At 66.9% G+C, this 17,049-nt stretch carries 15 protein-coding genes; 7 read left to right on the plus strand and 8 right to left on the minus strand.

Features of this window, described 5'->3' with window-relative positions:
- Window positions 1-1,266: a hypothetical protein gene (locus Rhe02_RS07840; RefSeq protein ID WP_203907431.1), complete on the minus strand. Its 1,266-nt coding sequence runs from the start codon at window positions 1,264-1,266 to the stop codon at window positions 1-3.
- 134 nt (window positions 1,267-1,400) lie between these two features.
- Here Rhe02_RS07840 and Rhe02_RS07845 point away from each other — a divergent pair, with 134 nt between their 5' ends.
- The 3 genes from Rhe02_RS07845 (at window position 1,401) to Rhe02_RS07855 (ending at window position 4,799) form a co-directional block, all read left to right on the plus strand.
- Window positions 1,401-1,547 carry a hypothetical protein gene (locus Rhe02_RS07845; protein WP_203907432.1) on the plus strand — a complete coding sequence of 49 codons (147 nt, stop codon included), beginning with the start codon at window positions 1,401-1,403 and terminating at the stop codon, window positions 1,545-1,547.
- Window positions 1,544-2,221: a peptidoglycan-binding domain-containing protein gene (locus Rhe02_RS07850; RefSeq protein WP_203907433.1), complete on the plus strand. Its 678-nt coding sequence runs from the start codon at window positions 1,544-1,546 to the stop codon at window positions 2,219-2,221. Before Rhe02_RS07845 ends, Rhe02_RS07850 begins: the two co-directional genes overlap by 4 nt.
- A gap of 124 nt (window positions 2,222-2,345) precedes the next feature.
- On the plus strand, window positions 2,346-4,799 hold the full coding sequence (locus Rhe02_RS07855) for a tetratricopeptide repeat protein (protein WP_203907434.1): 2,454 nt from the start codon (window positions 2,346-2,348) through the stop codon (window positions 4,797-4,799).
- Between the two features lie 47 nt (window positions 4,800-4,846).
- On the opposite strand, the gene Rhe02_RS07860 is transcribed toward Rhe02_RS07855, so the two are convergent.
- The 5 genes from Rhe02_RS07860 to Rhe02_RS07880 all read right to left on the minus strand — a co-directional run bounded on the left by Rhe02_RS07860 (window position 4,847) and on the right by Rhe02_RS07880 (window position 11,543).
- Window positions 4,847-5,713, minus strand: a complete 867-nt coding sequence (locus Rhe02_RS07860; protein ID WP_203907435.1) for a S1 family peptidase — start codon at window positions 5,711-5,713, stop codon at window positions 4,847-4,849.
- Between the two features lie 33 nt (window positions 5,714-5,746).
- Complete coding sequence (locus Rhe02_RS07865; protein ID WP_203907436.1) at window positions 5,747-6,904, minus strand: ARPP-2 domain-containing protein; 1,158 nt, start codon at window positions 6,902-6,904, stop codon at window positions 5,747-5,749.
- Window positions 6,904-8,337 (minus strand): hypothetical protein, encoded by a 1,434-nt coding sequence (locus tag Rhe02_RS07870; RefSeq protein ID WP_203907437.1) that lies wholly within the window; start codon window positions 8,335-8,337, stop codon window positions 6,904-6,906. Before Rhe02_RS07870 ends, Rhe02_RS07865 begins: the two co-directional genes overlap by 1 nt.
- A gap of 224 nt (window positions 8,338-8,561) precedes the next feature.
- Complete coding sequence (locus Rhe02_RS07875) at window positions 8,562-9,692, minus strand: cellulose binding domain-containing protein (protein WP_203907438.1); 1,131 nt, start codon at window positions 9,690-9,692, stop codon at window positions 8,562-8,564.
- A gap of 663 nt (window positions 9,693-10,355) precedes the next feature.
- Complete coding sequence (locus tag Rhe02_RS07880) at window positions 10,356-11,543, minus strand: S8 family peptidase (protein ID WP_203907439.1); 1,188 nt, start codon at window positions 11,541-11,543, stop codon at window positions 10,356-10,358.
- Between the two features lie 145 nt (window positions 11,544-11,688).
- On the opposite strand from Rhe02_RS07880, the gene Rhe02_RS07885 reads away from it, so the two are divergent.
- Together Rhe02_RS07885 and Rhe02_RS07890 are read left to right on the plus strand one after the other, a co-directional pair.
- A complete protein-coding gene (locus Rhe02_RS07885) occupies window positions 11,689-12,786 on the plus strand; it encodes a calcium:cation antiporter (RefSeq protein WP_203907440.1) in 1,098 nt (365 codons plus the stop codon).
- Window positions 12,787-12,863: 77 nt separating this feature from the next.
- A complete protein-coding gene (locus tag Rhe02_RS07890) occupies window positions 12,864-13,370 on the plus strand; it encodes a DinB family protein (protein WP_203907441.1) in 507 nt (168 codons plus the stop codon).
- A gap of 18 nt (window positions 13,371-13,388) precedes the next feature.
- On the opposite strand, the gene Rhe02_RS07895 is transcribed toward Rhe02_RS07890, so the two are convergent.
- Together Rhe02_RS07895 and Rhe02_RS07900 are read right to left on the minus strand one after the other, a co-directional pair.
- A complete protein-coding gene (locus Rhe02_RS07895; protein WP_203907442.1) occupies window positions 13,389-14,654 on the minus strand; it encodes an outer membrane protein assembly factor BamB family protein in 1,266 nt (421 codons plus the stop codon).
- A gap of 114 nt (window positions 14,655-14,768) precedes the next feature.
- The gene (locus tag Rhe02_RS07900) at window positions 14,769-15,485 is read right to left on the minus strand and encodes a metallophosphoesterase (RefSeq protein ID WP_239123532.1); all 717 of its coding nucleotides are present in this window, start codon (window positions 15,483-15,485) and stop codon (window positions 14,769-14,771) included.
- 81 nt (window positions 15,486-15,566) lie between these two features.
- On the opposite strand from Rhe02_RS07900, the gene Rhe02_RS07905 reads away from it, so the two are divergent.
- Window positions 15,567-16,118, plus strand: a complete 552-nt coding sequence (locus Rhe02_RS07905) for a CGNR zinc finger domain-containing protein (RefSeq protein WP_203907444.1) — start codon at window positions 15,567-15,569, stop codon at window positions 16,116-16,118.
- 108 nt (window positions 16,119-16,226) lie between these two features.
- The gene (locus Rhe02_RS07910) at window positions 16,227-17,048 is read left to right on the plus strand and encodes a hypothetical protein (protein ID WP_203907445.1); all 822 of its coding nucleotides are present in this window, start codon (window positions 16,227-16,229) and stop codon (window positions 17,046-17,048) included.
- Window position 17,049: the final 1 nt, after the last annotated feature.

Raw genomic sequence — 17,049 nt, forward strand, 5'->3', positions numbered from 1 at the left:
TCAGTCCTCTCCAGACAGCCGGGAGCTGGGCAGGCGGCCTTCGAGCACGTCGATGCGGCTCTGGAAGTCGCGCAGGACCTTGCGGCGGGCCAGGCGGAACTCCTCGATCGTCCGGTCGACCTCGCCGAGGCGGCGATCCAGGTGGGCCAGCGGGTCGGCGGAGCGATCGCGCCCGGCTTTGAGCAGCTCGAGGGCGGCGTCGCCGACGAACCCGGCGGCCTGGCCGCCTAGCGGCCCGAGCACCTTGCCGGCGGCGTTGAGCACGAACGTGCCCAGCTCGGCCAGGGCGCCCACCGGGCCTAGCCGGGTCTGGCGGCGTACCTGATCCAGTGCGGCATGCAGGGCCGCCTTGTCCAGCGATCGCTCGACCTGCTCGAAGACGTCCGGGACCACAGCCGACAGCGGAGCGTCCACATTGGTGGGATGCATCTCGCCGTCGGGCAGCTTGGCGATGCGGCCTTCGGCGTCCAGCTCGGTGAAGTCCGGGCCGACCGCGCTGACCGGGATCAGACGCACCACGCGGTGCGGGCTGTGGGCCTGCACGAGGTCACGGAAACCGTTGTTGGACATCAGATACTTGCGCACGCTGCGCAGCCGGGCTTCCTCGTCGACATCGATGTCGCGCAGAATGTCCCACTTCGTGATGACGAAAGTGATCGGGCAGGACACCAGCATCATGAGATTGATCATCGCGGTGAGGCTCTGCTGCAACCGCATCTGCCCTTCGTACTGGCCATCGAGGCATTGGCGGACCCGGTAGCCGTCGATGATGCCGACCAGCGCGTGGGCGGAGTCGATGCGCTGCAACAGTTCGGCTTGGCCGGTCGAGCCGGGCGCCTGCGCGTCGGTGAGCAGGCCGCCAGCGTACTCAAGATAGCCGATGTTCATCACGGTGTGCAGCGCGCCGGAGGGCGCTCGGGTGCGCACGGTAAAGACGAACTCACGGGTCTCCCCCACCGACGTGCCCGCGGGCCATGCCCTGCTGGTGTCGGCCACCTCGGTGAACCATTGGTTGAGCAGGACCACCTGTTCATACGGGGCGGTCAGGAAATAGCTGCGCCCAGAAGGGGTCTGCATCTGGTGGTACATGCTCGCCAGCAACAGCGTCTTGCCCGAGCCCCGCGAGCCGAGGGCGACGACCTTGAACGTGGGAACCGGGCCCGCATCGGGAAGTGGTGGTGGGGCAGAGCGCCGGCGCGACCGGATGGCCACCACCAGCACGGCCACCGCCCCCACCACGGTTGCCAGGGCGTACAACGCGAACATTGGGTCCTCCATTGAGTTGACTGCTCATCTAGAGCAGGCACCCGGCGTCTTGATACATGGCCGTGTATCAGAACCGTCTCCCGCGTGTCTTTCTGGCGAAGGACCTACCGCCAAGACACCCGAAGGAGAGACAGGTGTCCACAGATCACGAGCTCGACACCGCGGACTTGATCGATCCGATGGCCGATGACCCGACCCCCACCGAGATCGCCGACGCCAAACACGACGACTACGTCGAGTCGTATCCCCAAGCAACCCCGATCGGAGAGAAAGCCCCATGACCATCCACACCGGCTACGAACCCGCCGCCGGATGCACCGGCCAGAGCCAGCAGGGCGCGAAGGCGCTCATGGCTTGGTATCTGGGGGCCTACGGCGCGATGGGCGGGAAGAATCTAGGCATCTACAACTGCCGCAACATCGCCGGCTCGCAATCGCTTTCCCTGCACAGCGAGGGGCGCGCCTGCGATCTGGGAGTGCCGGTCGGGCAGGGCTGGGCCAAGACCCTGGCCGACGCTCTGCTGGCCCACTCGGGCGAGCTCGGCATCCAGCTCATCATCCACGACCGCAAGGTTTGGTCGGCACGCCATCCGTTTGACGGCTGGCGTGACTACTCCGGCAGCAATCCGCACCGGGACCATTTGCATGTCGAGTTGTCCTGGAAGGCCGCCCGCGAGCTGAGCGCCGCAGCCGTCCAGGCCGAGTTGACGTTGACCGGGCAAGGCTTCCCGGCTTGGCCGGGCCGGCATCTGCGGCACACCCCGGGCCATCTGATGCGCGGCGACGATGTCCGGACCTGGCAACAGCGCATGGCCGGCCTCGGCCGCCAGATCGCGGTCGACGGTGTCTACGGTCCACAGTCCGCGGGAGTCGCGCGTGACTTCCAGCAGGCAAAGGGGCTCGAAGTCGACGGCGTTGTCGGCCCGAAAACCTGGGCCGCTTCATGGCAGGCATAGATCGCCCGTCGTGTTGCATGGTCGGCGCGTGAAGTCAAATGCACAACGGCATCGCCACGCCATAGGTGGAATTTGCCTCAGCCTTGCCGGGCTCGGCTGGTGCGATTGCTGAGCTGGTGCTGTCATGAAGTTCGTGTGGCGCCAGAAGCACTCCGTGTCGGGGTGGTGGCTGATTTTCGCGGCGGCGGCTGTGATGGCTGTCGCGTCTATGGTTTCGCAACTGCTGCCGGCTGTGCTGGCGGCCGCTGTGGTGGCCGCGGTCGGTGTATTGGGGGCCGTTGCCTCGGAGCGAGGAAGTCAATCGTTGTTCGACCGGCGAGCGCAGCGCCATCGGGCACTCGATGACCTGTTCACCTTCGCCCACGGGCAGCGGCTTCCCTTGGTACGCGATATCACCGACCCGGTCTGCGTTGGCGTGCACCGTGCCATGCCGCGCAGCAACGACAACGCGGTCGCCGACGAACCGCCGCCGTTCGTCCGCCGCGATCGCAGCAGCGAAGTGGAGGCGGCCCTCGGGCGCTCGGGATTTGTGTTGCTGGTTGGCGAGTCCACGGCGGGAAAGTCTCGAGTCGCCTTCGAGGCGATCCGGGCCTGCTTGCCCAACCACACCTTCATCCGGCCGCGAGTCCCGACCGCGATCTCGGCCGCGCTCGCTAACATCGCCGAGGTAAGGCGGTGCGTCATCTGGCTCGACGACCTGGAACAGTACCTCGGCGTCGACGGCCTGACCGCCGATCTCGTCACCGCAGTCATCAAGGCGAAGGGGCATCACACCGTCTTGCTGGGCACCATTCGCGCTCATGAGCGGGCCCGCTACCGCACCTCAACCGCGACGGCCCGAAGTGGCTGTGCGGTCGACGAAGTGGCCCTGGCCGCCAGGCAGGTTCTGGATCTGGCGACCGAGATCCGCATCGACAGACGATGGTCCTCGCGGGAACTGGAGCGCGCCAAGCACTTTACCCACGACAGCCGCATAGCCGAGGCACTCACTCATGCCGACCGCTTTGGAGTATGCGAATACCTCGCGTTGGCGCCACAACTGCTGGGACATTGGCACGATGCCTGGACACCGGCGGCGAACCCGCGCGGTGCCGCCATCGTGGCGGCGGCGGTCGACGCACGCCGAGCCGGATATCACCGGGCCCTGCCGGTCAACGTGCTGCGTGACCTGCACCAGCACTACCTGACCGCGCGCGGCGGCGCCCTGCTGCGGCCCGAGCCTTGGGAGCAGGCGCTGCAGTGGGCATCGGAACCGTTGCATGCCACCGGAAGTTTGCTCATGCCCGATGACCATCGGCGGTATCTGGCATTCGACTACCTGCCTGACGCTCTCGACCAAGACGTGAGCTCGGAGCCGGTACCCACAACAACCTGGCAGACCCTTATCAAGCTTGCCGATGAGAAGTCGGCCAACGACATCGGCTGGGCCGCGGTGTCGCGTAAAGAATGGGAACATGCCGCCACCGCCTACCGGCGCGCCCTCGACGCGGGCCATCTGCCGGCGGCCGCAGGCTTGGCCTATTGCCTTGGTCAGGAGCACCGACATGGTGATGCGGCCGAAGTCCTTCGCACCACAATCGCTTCCGTCACCGCAGGCGGATTCGGCGCGGTGGAGGCCACCCAAATTCTCAAGATGCGTCACCGGCTGGCGTGGTGGACAGGCCTGGGCGGCAACGTTGTCGAGGCCCTCGGCATTATCCGGTCCGTGGCTGAGGAAAGCGCCGGCCTCCTCGGACCCGACCACGCCGACACGCTGAGCTGCCGCCGGATGCAGGCACGGTGGGAAGGGGTTGCCGGCGATCCAGCTGCCGCCCTGTGCATCGCCCAGGAGGTTTTCTTAATCAGCCAGCAGAAGCTGGGGCCGGACCATCCCGACACGCTGGGCAGCCGCTTCGAGGTTGCGGTCTGGACAGGCGCCAGCGGCGATGCCAAGGCGGCAGCGCAACTGTGGCAAGCATTGGACCTCGACAACACGCGGCTGTGCGGACAGCAGGATGAGGCGATTCTCGACGTTCGCCTCAACGCCGCGTTCTGGCTGTGCGAAGCCGGTGACATCGATGCCGGCCTCGACGCGTTCGAGCGGGCCGTTGCCGACTATTGCCGGGTCCTGGGCGATTTGCATCCCCACACCGTCTGGGCGCAACTGGCATGGATCGGCAGACTCACCCAATCCAAAGATCCCGATACCGCGCTGAAGGCGGCTCGGCAAATCGTCGAGCAATGCCGAGCCGGTCTCGGCGCCGATCATCCGATGACGCTGCGCGGCGAGCTGTCCTACGCGGTGTGTGTCGAAAAGGCCGGCGACATCGATGACGCTATGCGCGAGCTGGTGACTCTCATCGGCCACGCCACGCGCACACTGGGATCCGATCACGAGACCACATTGGACTGCCGCAGCCAGCTGGCACGATGGACTGCCGATACCAACCAATTCACTCATGCGGTAGGCCTTTACGAAGCCCTTGTCGCAGACCGGATCCGGGTCCAGGGTGAAGGTCACGCCAGCACCCGGCAAGACACCGCAGAGCTTCAGCGCTGGCAACATGCTCTCGCCGAGCGCGACAACGAGCTGTCATGACGCCACCAAAGCGGCGGGGCGAGCGCCCCACCGCTGTCTGGCGCATGTTATTTGATCAATGAGAGCCCGTAGGCGGCCATGATCTCGGTCAGCGGGTTGTAGTAGGAACGTACGCTCGGGTTGCCGCAGGGCAGTGCGTTGCCCCCGGAAAGGACTCCCATGGCGATCAGCCGCCGATCGCCCGGATCGCGGAACAGCGGGCCGCCCGAGTCGCCCCCGCTGGCGCAGGCCGTGGTCTCGATGAGGCCGTTGACCACCTCGCCGGTGTGGAAGGTGACCGTGACATCCAGCGCTACGACCGTGCCGCAGGTGACCCCGGTGACATTGCCCGACTTGCACAGGTACTGGCCAATCACCGGATTGTTCGTTTGCAGCACCCGGGTGCCGCTGCTGCCGTAAGCGATGAGGGTGGGAAAGGTGGTGACCGGTGAGTTGTAGGCGACCAGCAGGGCACCGTAGTCGTTGCCCGGGAAGCTGTGATAGATGCCCGGTCCGATGAGATTTCCGCTTAGGTACCAGAGGTTTCCGACCCCGGGGGCCACGCAGTGCCCGGCCGTGACGATGTAGCGGGAGCCGTTGGCCGCCTGCATGGCCAGGCCCGCCGAGCAGGCCGGAGCGGTCACGTTGGTGATGCCCATCCCGCCGCGAATCATGATCATCGGTCGGACGGCGGCGCCGCGTTGCCAGCTCACCCTGCCGGGATGCGCCGCGACGACGGAAAGAAACGCGCTAGAGGGCTGCCCACCCAGCGTGGCGAGGATCTTGCCGGTGGCCTGTTCGATGCGCAGGGTGCTCCCGCCCGGGGCTGCCGCGGCGAGCTCGGCGCGCAAGGACGCCGGTTCGATGGCCGCAGCCCCGGCCGGGGCGAGCGGGGACGGGACGATCAGTAGGAGCGCAAGAAGAAACGAAGACATAGCGAAAACGTTACATGTCGATATGTTTGATCACTATCGACGGCTGGCCGCGCGGGCCTTGGCCCGGCTGTGGTCGATCACCTCGGGGCGCAGCAGATGCCCGAAGCCCGCCCTGTCCAGCCGCAGCGTCAGCGCCTGACGATCGGCGCCCAGGGCACGTGCGGTCTCGTCGAGGTTCCAGTCGTGGGCGGCCAGCTGGGAGAGCAGATGCCCGCGTCTGGTCTGCGCCGCCGACAGCCGGAACGTCTTGAGGTAAACCAGCCGCCCCGCCTCATCGGTGATCGTCTCGCCGATGTGGTTGTCCACGTCCGGGTTGAACGCCGGCCGGAACCGCGACAAGGTGAAGCGGCCCACCCGGTTCACCTTGGTGAAGCTCAGATCCTCGGCGTCCAGCAGCCCGCCGGCCATGACTCTGTGGAACTCCTCCCACTGTGCCTGCGATTCCACAATGGACGCCCGCAGATCGGCGAGGCTGCCGACCCGGGTCTCGTCGAGGCGCACGGAGAAGTCGTTCACCGCCGGATACAGATGCGCGTACTGGTACACCAGCTCGCCGTAGAAATCCTGTAGCAGACTCGGATGCAGGGCACGGTAGTCGTCCGGGTGTGGCACCACGAAGGCGGCGGCCAAAGCGTCGGCGACGTAAAGCACCATCCCGCACTGGCCCGGGTGGATTTCGAAGACCCGCAGCGCGTCCTGCAGACCCGGAACGGCTGCCCCGCAATAGCTTGCCTCGACACGCGGCGACAGGCCATGGGCGACCGCCTGGTGCGTCCACTCCTGCCACGCCACCGACGGCCCGGCGAACTGCAGCGCCAGATAGCCCTCCATCGCCAGATGCAAAGGCAGGAACCGCAACCGGCCACGGTTCTCGCGGCGGGTCAGGCGGCCCCGGAAACGCAACCGGATGCAATCGGACTCGGCCGGCACGGCCGGATCATGCAGCTGCGTGCCATAGGCGGCCGCGGGCGCGCCTTCGGCCGATCGCGTCGCCACAAACGCGTGCGGGATATAGCTGATGTAGGCGCGGCGGCGTCCACTCTGGACGATCGACAGCTCGCCGTCGTCGTGGACATCGGCGTGCAGGCGCAAGCCGGTCACCGGCTCGTCACGCAGCAGCGGCACCAGGCGCACCGCACCCCACGTCTGCGCCGGGGCCGCCGTCAGCCCCGCCAGGTCAATCCTTTTCATCACTGGGTACCTGCCTGCGTGTCCTCGGCCAGGAAGCGCTCGACCCGGTCGGCCAGATGCGTGCGAAGCGCGTCGAAGCCGGCCCGGCCGGTCGGGAAACGGGCCAGCTCCACCAGCGCCGCCACGTCCTCGGCGTCACGCACCCCCACCGTCGCCACCTGCGGCCCCAGCCGCCGCACGGCGAAGGAATCGCTGTCGTAGACCGGATTGAGGTGAACGATGCTGGTGCGCCCGGCCGGGTCCAGGCGCGTGTTCCACACCCGCAACACCTCGGCGGCCTGCCCCACCGGCGCGTTGTCCCAGCCGTCGGAGACGATGACCAGCCTGTCCGGCCGGTGCTCCAAGGCGTCGACGATCCGCGCACCCAGCCCGGTCGTGCCGACCGGATGAACCAGCAGCGGGTCGCCGCGATGGGTCAGCCACATGCCGGTGTACTCGGCCGAAAGCGCCTCCAGCAGATAGTGCGCCGCCAGGGCCACGGCAAGCGGACGCCGGCGCTTGACCGCCGAACCCGCTGACGAATAGCTGTCGTCCAGCACCGCCACCACCCGGCCCCAGGTCCCTGCCCGGCGGCGTGCCGCCCGGGCCGCCGCCGAGCGCAGCGCGGCGGTCAGCTCATCGCGCCGGGCCGCCCGCTGCGGCCGCGGCAGCGACAGCACGTATACGGCAAGCCGGGTCAGCGGCGCGGTCGCCAGATCAATCGCCACCGCACCGGCTTGGTGGCGCGCGGCCGACGACTGCAACCTGATCCGCTCGAGATCGGTGAGCCTGGGCGCGATGCCGTTGAGGAACCGGGCCCGGTCGATGCCGTGCCGCGCCGCCAAACCTTCCGCCACCGTGTACGGCAGCTCGTACAACGCCTTCTGCTCGTAATGCGCACGACGCCACGACTCCAGGATCGGGGTGTCATAACGCTTCGGGCGTCGCCAGTCGAACAGCGCCGTGCCGACCTCGCCCGGCAGCGACAGGTGGGCGTGGCGGGCCGCCACCGACAGCGACCGGCGGTACTTGACGGCGTCGAAGGCCGGATCCGGCCGCCCCGCCACCCAGTCGCGCACAATGGCCCGGCACCGGCGGTTGTTCACACCTAGCCGGCGCAGCTCGCCGAAGACGCCGTACACCCGCTGCGGCGGCATCCCGCGCAGCGCAGCGGCGATGAGCTTGCCTTCCTTGGCCCGCTGGGTGTCGCCGGCGGCCGAGGCGTGCCGAAGCAGATTCGTCACGATCATCGCAGCGTTGAGGTGGTTGATGTCCAGCGCCAGCGTCGCCGCGTAAAGCTCACGGTAGTTACCCAGCACGTACTCGTGCAGGAAGCCGAGCGACATCCGCTGCGCACCCGCCTCGTCGCGGAACTCCCGCTGGGCGGTCGAGGCGATCGCCGCGTTGACGAACATGACGACGTCCTCGCACGCCACCTGCTGCGCGGTCGGCATCGGCCCGATCCTCCCCTCCTGCAATGAAATCCGGCGCCGGCCGGGGAATGGGGGCACGAACTGCGAAGCATCGCTTCATAGGCGGGTTCCGGAAGTCGCACCGAAGTCCCGCGGCCGGCCGGGTCACCATATCCCCGCGCCGCCCTGTTTGCCACGGGGTATTCCACCGCCCTGACTTCGATGGCAGGATCGCCGGGGCGATCCTGCCATGACCGCAGGGTGGCTTAGCGAAGCACGCAGCTGACCGCGGGCGCCGCGTTGGTGACGTTGTTCCAGCTGGCAAGGAAACCGAAGCTGGCCGACGCGCCCGGTGCCAGAGCGCCGTTGTAGTTGGCATTGCGGGCCGTCACGGTCGCGCCGGACTGGGTGACGGCAGCGTTCCAGGACTGGCTGATCTGCTGCCCGTTGGCGAAGGTGAGCGTCGCCGTCCACGCCGTGGAGGCGGCAGTGGAAGCGTTGCGGACAGCCACCTCGCCCTGGAACGCTCCACCCCACTGCGACATCTGCTGATAGCTCGCGATGCACGCTCCCCCGCCGGATGGCGAAGGTGACGGTGAAGGCGACGGCGACGGTGGCCGTGAAGGCGAAGGCGACGGGCTGGGGGTGGGTGAGCGGGTGGGGCTGGAAGTGGGGATCACTCCGTTGAGGACCTGAGCCAGGACCGGGTACCAGCTATTGGCCATCTTCTGAAAGCCGCCGTCGTTGGGGTGCACCCCGTCGCCGGTGTCTGTGGTCGCGTTGAACCCGGTCCACAGGTCGGCCACGAAGATCGGTGACTGGGTGGTGGTCAGGCCGGCGGCCCAGCCCGGAATGGCATTGTTGAACGCCACCACGTCGGCCGGGCAGGTGGCGCAGGCGGCGGCGCTCATCGGGATAATCTGCGCCATAACGATTTTCACGTTGGGGTTGTTGGCCCGCATCTGGCCGACCAGCTTCGTGAAGGCGGCCAGTTTGGTCGCCAGCGGGATGAAGCCGCCCCACATGTCGTTGGTGCCCAGGTGTACCAGGATGATGTCCGGTCTGGCAGCAGCCAGCCATGGCGGAAGCTGATTGTTGTCGGCGATGCCGGTCGCGGAGAACCCGCCGTGGCCCTCGTGGTCGAAGTCGTAGGCGAAGCCAGGGTTGCAGCCGCCGCCGTCGGACACCCCTCCGACAAAGTCGATGTTCGTGTAGCCGTTGGTCTGCAAGCGATTCCAGAGTTTGGCTCGCCAGCAGCCCGGCCCTGCCGTGATGGAGTCACCCAACGGCATGATCCGCACTGGTACGGCGGCGGAGAGCGCTGGGCGGACCACCATACCGACGGCCAACACCACCAGCACGGCCAACAGGCCGCCCAAAGTCGATCTGCGAAACATGTGAAGCTCCTCAAAGGAGAAGGACAGGATTGCCCTACCGCCCCGGCTCCCACATATCGCGCAGCGCCGATGTTACTCGACGGCAGCTCTACGGCGAAAGCCCGGCGAGCGCCGCACGCACGGATCCGGACTGGCGATTGGTGCACCAGTGCACCGATCGCCAGTCCGGATCTCAGAGAAGGGTCGGCAGCTAATACCAGTATCGGCGCCCAAGCACCGGCCGGTTGACAGAGCCAAGCAGCATAAGAACAGCACCCACCACGAGCAGGATTATGCCTACCGTCGACAGAATGCCGATGCCCGTCAGCCATCCGATCAGCAGGAGGATTACACCCAATATCAACACTTCTGGCTCCACGGGGAGAAGGGAGTTGCGCTAACTCCATCGCTGTACCCACCCGGTCAAGCCCATGAAACCTCAACGTCGCGCGTATGCGCCGTATACACCGATTTACCCTATTAACAGGGATTACTCCATGGTCGGCAGTGGCACCTGCGCCCACATCGATGGGCCGATGCCGCGCGGCGTGCTGGCCCACTACGAGCCGCTGGCCGGCTATGGGTACCGGCGGATCGGCATACGCCGCATCCCCTAGCCGGCCCGGCTCTGTCCAAAATGGAGAAGTGAGGGTCCGCAGCGAGCCGGACCCTCATTCCACTGGTTCAGCTGGTGGGTGAGACGAACAGCAGCGGCCCGACCGCGACCGGCGTTGCCGTGCTGACAAGGAAGTTGCGAACCTGCAGCGGGGTCCAGGCCGGGTTGTTCTGAAGGACTCGTGCGGCCGCTCCGGCAACGTGCGGCGACGCCATTGACGTGCCGCTCAGCGTGGCGGTTGCGGTGTTGCTGGTGTTGTAGGACGAAAGGATGCCGACGCCGGGCGCCCAGATGTCCACGCAGGAGCCGAAGTTGGAGAACGACGCGCGGGCGTCGTTGCTCGCGGTAGCGCCGACCGTGATCGCGTTGGGCGTGGAGGCCGGGGAGAAGTTGCACGCGTTGGCGTTGGAGTTGCCTGCGGCCACCGCATAGGTGACACCGTCGGCGATGGAGTTGGTGACGGCGTTGTTGACAGCGGAGCTGAAGCCGCCGCCCAGGCTCATGTTCGCCACGGCCGGCTGACCGGCCTGGTGGTTGGAGGTCACCCAGTTGATCCCGGCGATGACGCCGGAGAAGCTGCCGCTGCCGTTGCAGTCGAGCACGCGCACGGCGACGAGCCGGACGTTCTTGGCTACGCCGTAGGTCCGCCCGCCGGTGGTGCCCGATACGTGGGTGCCGTGGCCGTTGCAGTCATCGGCCGGGAGCGAGCCGTCGACGGCGTCGAAGCCGTAGGAGGCGCGGCCGCCGAACTCGTTGTGGGTGATCCGGATTCCGGTGTCGATGATGTAGGCGGTGACGCCGGTGCCGGTACTGACATAGGTATACGCCGCATTCAACGGGAGCGGATGCTGGTCGATGCGGTCCAGACCCCATGGCGGGTTGGTCTGTGTGGTCTGCAGGGTGAAGACGCCATCCTCCTCGACATAGGCCACGGCAGGATCGGCGGCGAGCCGCTTGGCCGCCTTTTCCGTCAGCTGAGCCGAGAAGCCGTTTAGCGCGTCGCCGTAGGTGTGGCGCACCGTCGCGCCATACCTGCCGGCGAGGGTGCTTGCCGTCGCCGCGACGCTGCCGAGCGCCGTGGTTCCCACCGCTTTGTCTTTGAGCACCACGATGTAGCTGCCGGGTATGGCATTGGCGGTGCGCAGAATTTGGCCGGTACCGGCGGCAGCCGCCGGGCTGCCGATCACTACCGTGGCCAGGGCTGCCACGGCGGCGATGCCGAAAGCCGCCAATCGGTGCGTATGCGGGAATCTCATCCCGACTCCTCTCGATGCCATCCCTCCCAGCACGGGTCTGGAGGGGATGAACCAAACAGACGGCACCATAATACTTATCAATTTGCAGATATAAATATGATCGCGAACGGACGGTGGGCGATCGTCGATATGAAAAGCTGACGTGATGGTGAAACAACGACCGTCGCTCCTGGACGTGCTGGCACGGGGGTGGCCGCTGCTGGCCGCGGTGGCCCTCGTTTTGACCTGGGGCCGCACGCTGCCCACGTGGCTGGTGGCAGTGGTCGCGCTGGTGCTGGCCGGAGCGGTGCTATCGGCGGTGCACCACGCGGAGGTGGTGGCGCATCGGGTCGGCGAGCCGTTCGGCTCTCTCGTGCTTGCGGTCGCGGTCACCATCATCGAGGTCGCGCTCATCGTCACGCTGATGATCTCCGGTGGGGAGAACTCATCGTCATTGGCGCGCGACACCGTCTTCGCCGCGGCGATGATCACTATGAACGGCATCCTGGGACTCAGCCTGCTCATCGGCGCACGTCGCTACCATCTTGTCAATTTCAACGCTGAGGGTACGGGCGGCGCGCTGGCCACCGTGACTGCCCTGGCCACGCTCAGCCTGGTCGTGCCCACCTTCACCACAAGCCATCCCGGGCCCCAGTTCTCCGGGCCGCAGCTGGTCTTCGCCGCTTGCGCTTCGCTTTTCCTTTACGGCTCCTTCGTGCTGACCCAAACGGTCCGCCATCGTGACTTCTTCCTGCCCGTGACCGCCTCCGGCGAGCTGGCCGAGCAGGACCATGCCGAACCGCCGACCCCCAAAGCCACCTGGACCAGCGTTGGCCTGCTGCTGGTGGCGCTGGTCGCCGTCGTCGGGCTGGCCAAGGTGGAGTCGCCCGCGATCGAGGCGGGCGTAAGAGCGGCCGGCTATCCGCTGTCGTTCGTCGGCGTGGTCATCGCGATGCTCGTACTCTTGCCCGAATCCCTGGCCGCCGCGCGGGCGGCCGGGCGCAACCGGATCCAGATCAGCATCAACCTGGCGCTCGGCTCAGCGATGGCCAGCATCGGCCTGACCATCCCAGCCATCGCCATCGCGTCAATCTGGCTCGACGGACCCCTGCTGCTGGGTCTGGGCGCGACGCAGACGGTGCTGCTGGCCCTGACCATCGTGGTCAGCGTGTTGACAGTGGTGCCGGGCCGGGCGACCCGCCTCCAGGCCACCGTGCACCTCATACTCTTCGGCGCCTTCATCTTTCTCTCCATCAAGCCCTAGCCAGATCGATCCGACCTTCCAAAATGGACAGCGATACCGGCTCGCCAACGTGTCTACGGGTACGTAAGCTCGCCGGAATGTCGACATGGATCATGCCCGAGCGCCACGAGCCGCCGCACAACCCGATCGACGAGCGGGCTGCGCTCGAAGACCGTCTCGAGTTCCAGCGCACCACATTGCTGCGCAAATGTGGCGGGCTGACGCCGGAGCAACTGGCGCTGCGGTCGGTGCCGCCGTCGAAGCTGTCGCTGCTTGGCCTTGTTCGGCACATGTCTGGGGTAGAGGCCTGGTTCCATTCCTACGACGGCCAACCTGATCACGAGTTCTTCTCGAACTACGGGCAGGGCTCGACAGACGGATTCGACGACATCGACATCACGCGCGCCGCGGACGACCTCGCCAGCTATCAGGCCAGTGTCGCCCGTTCGCGGGCGGCCGTGGCCGGACATAGCCTCGACGACGCCTGTCCCGGAGAGAACTACACGCTACGGTGGATCTACCTGCACATGATCGAGGAGTACGCGCGCCACAACGGCCACGCGGATCTCCTCCGCGAACGCCTCGACGGCACCACGGGCGAATAGGACCTGGGCGGCCTGGGCTCAGTTGACCCGCCATACGGACAGGGTTTGGGGCTGGGTGCGGCAACTGAACGCGTAACCCTCGCTGGAACATTGCGCCATATGCTGGTCTGGCACCGAGCCCACCACCCGGAAGCCGCCTTTGTCGATCACCGCGACATAGGTCGACGAAGGGCCGGGTGCCAGCAGGATCAGCGGGCCGCGCTTCACCATCGGCTCACCGGTCGGCTGCAGACCGATCGCCTGCCAGATCGTGGGCAGCCGGACCAATCGCCGGCGGGTGGTGTCATAGAACTCGAGTGCGCCGCCCCCGCCGGTATCGGTGTTCATGGCGATGCCGAGCACCCCGAAATCCGTGCCCACCGCGGCCGACCACGGCCCGGCGGTGAACAGCGAGGTGCCGGTCTGCTTGTCCACCAGATCGGTACGCCCGAAAAGGCCGTCGCACCACACGACGACACAGTCATAGCGCTCTCTGGCTTCGGCGATGGCGAACTGGTTGTCGACCTCGACTATGGCGCTGCCACGCCATTCCAGAACCGGCTCATCGCGCCGGAAGAAGCCAACTTCTCGCGAGGCGAAAACTCCCTCGGCACCGACAAGGAGCGGATCGGTCAGCTCGCGCTTGATGGCGCCGGTGGACAGGTCGTATTCGGTGACCTTGCCCTGGGCCGGGTCGAGCGTGATCACCGAACGCCGCTCACGGGCGAAGAACTGTTGTGGGGCCAGGCCCAGCCGGCTCCAGATTACATGTCCGTCAAGATCGTAGACGGTCGTCTCGCCTGTCGACCCCCCATCGAAGCCGAACCTGCTCTGACCGATCGCCAGATCGCCGAGGACCATCAGCGAAGTCGGGGCACGCCACTTTTCCGCGCCGGTGGCCGGGTCGAGCACCACTGTGCTCAATGACCCGCGCTGACTTTCGGCGTATCCGACGACGGTGAGCAGGCCACCCTGAATCTGGATCGCGGGGCGCACCAACCCGGCGCTCAGGCTCCACCTCGGCCGTGCGGTCTCCTGATCGAAAGCGATCACCGAACCCGTGTCGACGATCATCAGCAGGTCGCCTGCGGGCCTCAACTCGGTCGTGACGGTGATCGGGACCTGTGCCACCCGCGTGATCGCCGGCTGGGGATCGCCTCCGCCGGCACCCAGCATGAGCAGGCACAACAGCGCCACTCCGGCCGCCGCGAGCCGCTTGGTGAAAGGGGTCAGCCGCTGCGGCGCGGAAGCCGGCGCTTCGGCTTGCGGCCCGAAGTTGTCGAGATCGATGAGGGTGGTCACCACGGCGACATTCTGGCAGGCTCACGCGAAATCCGTGGTCCGTCCGATCTGCGACGCCGCCGCCGCGCGATCTTTGAGCTGCTCGCGCGGCGGCTTGCGGGCCGATAACCCCACGGGTCAGGGGAGGTGGCGGAAGTGGGTGATGAGATGGCCGCCGGTGTACAGGTGCAGGGCCAGACCCGGTGGCAGATCCGGGTTGCCCGGCTCCGCAGACTCGAAGGGGAACTGGAGGGTCCAGGTGGTGGCGGGGGCGATGATAAGCGGGCGGCCGGCGAAGCTGGCCGCGGCGGCGGTGTGGGCATGTCCGGTCAGGACGGCCACGACGTGAGGGTGTGCTTGCAGTAGCGATGCCAGCTCGCCCGGGTTGAGCAGCGGCCAGCGATCGGCGAGTGGATGGTGGGTCAGGACGGGCGGATGGTGAAACGCGATCACCGTCGGCCTTCCGTCCACAGCGGACAGTTGAGACTCCAGCCATTCCAAGGTTTCTGAGGCCAGGTTCCCGTCGTCTTCCCCCGGGATAGTGGAGTCGGCCATTAGCACGGCGAGGTCGCCGACGCGGTGCGCGGAGTTGATAGGCCCCGGCGACGCGGCCTCGCCGAGGAGCACCGTGCGGAAAACCTCCCGCGCGTCGTGGTTGCCCGGCCCGGCCAGGACCGGGAACGGCAGGTCGAAAAGCTTACGTGCCGCCTCGTATTCGCTCGCTGTGCCGTGATCCGCGATGTCCCCCGTTACCAGCACCGCTTCGGGCGGCGCTGGCAGATCGCGAAGGTAGGCGAAGACCCGCTCGGCACGTCTGTGTGCCCGATCGGTGCCGTCGAGATGCAAGTCGCTCACGTGAGCAAGGATCGTCACTTCGTCGGTCCTAACGCTAAACGCATCTTTTAACGTTAGAGACGTTAGCGTATCCTCGGTCCCGTGGACAACCCTCTGGCGCTCAGTCTGGTGAGCACGATCCGCCACGACGGCAACGGCGGTGTCGCAGACGACCTGCCCGGCCCGGCCGAGCTGACGGCCTGGGTGCGCTCGCACGAAACGGATCTGGGGCCGTGGGCGGCAGGCTTCGTCGCCAAGGACAGGGTGTGGCGGGAGATCATCGCCCTGCGCCAGGCCGTGCGCACGCTGTTCTACCACGCCGCCGGAAGGCCCAACGACCCCCGCGATCCGGCACTTATCCTCATCAATGACACTGCTTCCCGGGTACCCCCCAAAAGGATCCTGCAATGGGCGCCCGGCACTGAGCCGACGGTGAAAGCTGTTGTCCCACAAGAGGATTTGCCAGCCGCGCTGGCGCAGGCGGCGATCGACTTCCTCGGCGGCCCGCTATCACGGGAGCTGCGGGCCTGCCCCGCTCCACGATGTGTGCGCTTCTTCGTGCGCGAGCACGGGCGCCAAGAATTCTGCAAGCCCTCATGCAGCAATCGCGCGAGGGCGGCGCGGCACTACGAAAAGCACGCCGGCACAAGGTGAGGGTCATCCTCCGGTCGTAGCAGCGGCGTCGGGTACACCCGCAGTCGGAGCCGGAAAGTCATTTTCTCAGCGGACGGCACCGCGCCGCCGGCCTCGCACCATGGGGCCATGACTAGTTTTCGCAACGTGCTTGGCCTCTGCTGTGCCGTGATGGCGGCCAGTCTCCTTGTCGCCTGTGACGATCCGCCCAAGCCGATCGAGACAACCGTGGGGCTGTCGGTGGCCACGTTGGTCAAGACGTCAGGGATCGTCGACACCAGCGGCAACACCTGCAACCCGGCCGTGCCTGCGGCACCCGACATCCAGGCGTTCTGGGACGGGCTGTCGCCGGAACGCAAACGCAATCCGTTCGTCGGCTTCGAGCTGTGGCGCAACACCACCGACGGCTGCCTGACCTCGCGGCTGGACGCCTACCGGGCGCTGGTCACGTTCAACATGGCGTCGGTGAGCAGCCTCAAAGGGCTGGTCACCAAGGCCGAGCTGCACGTGCTGACCTTCGCCCTGCCGTCCGGAGTGGGCGGGTCCAATCCCGCCTGTGTGGCGATGACCGGCGGGGCCGGATCGCTGGAGCGCTTCGGCCCCTCGGCGACGCTGCCGGCGGTGAGCGGATCCGGGACGCTGAACAAGCTCACGCCCCAGGAGTCGTTCCCCACCGGCAACACCGTCTTCACCTTCCCCCGGCCGTGGGCCTCAGGACCGGTCGCCGGTGCCGCCGACCCGACCACCACCCTTGCCAGCGGCACCGGCGGCGCGGTGTTCACCGTCGATGTCACCGGTCAGGTCAACGCCGCCCTCAACGGCTCGTTCCCGGGCATGAGCTGGATGCTCACCAGCGCTTTCGAAGGCCCGCTGACAGCTTCCGTTCCGGCGTCAGGTGCCATCGATTGCAAGACTGCCTACAGCTTCAAGCTGGTCCTCACCCACCTGTGAC

Source organism: Rhizocola hellebori (assembly GCF_016862955.1).
GTDB classification, from domain to species: Bacteria; Actinomycetota; Actinomycetes; order Mycobacteriales; family Micromonosporaceae; genus Rhizocola; species Rhizocola hellebori.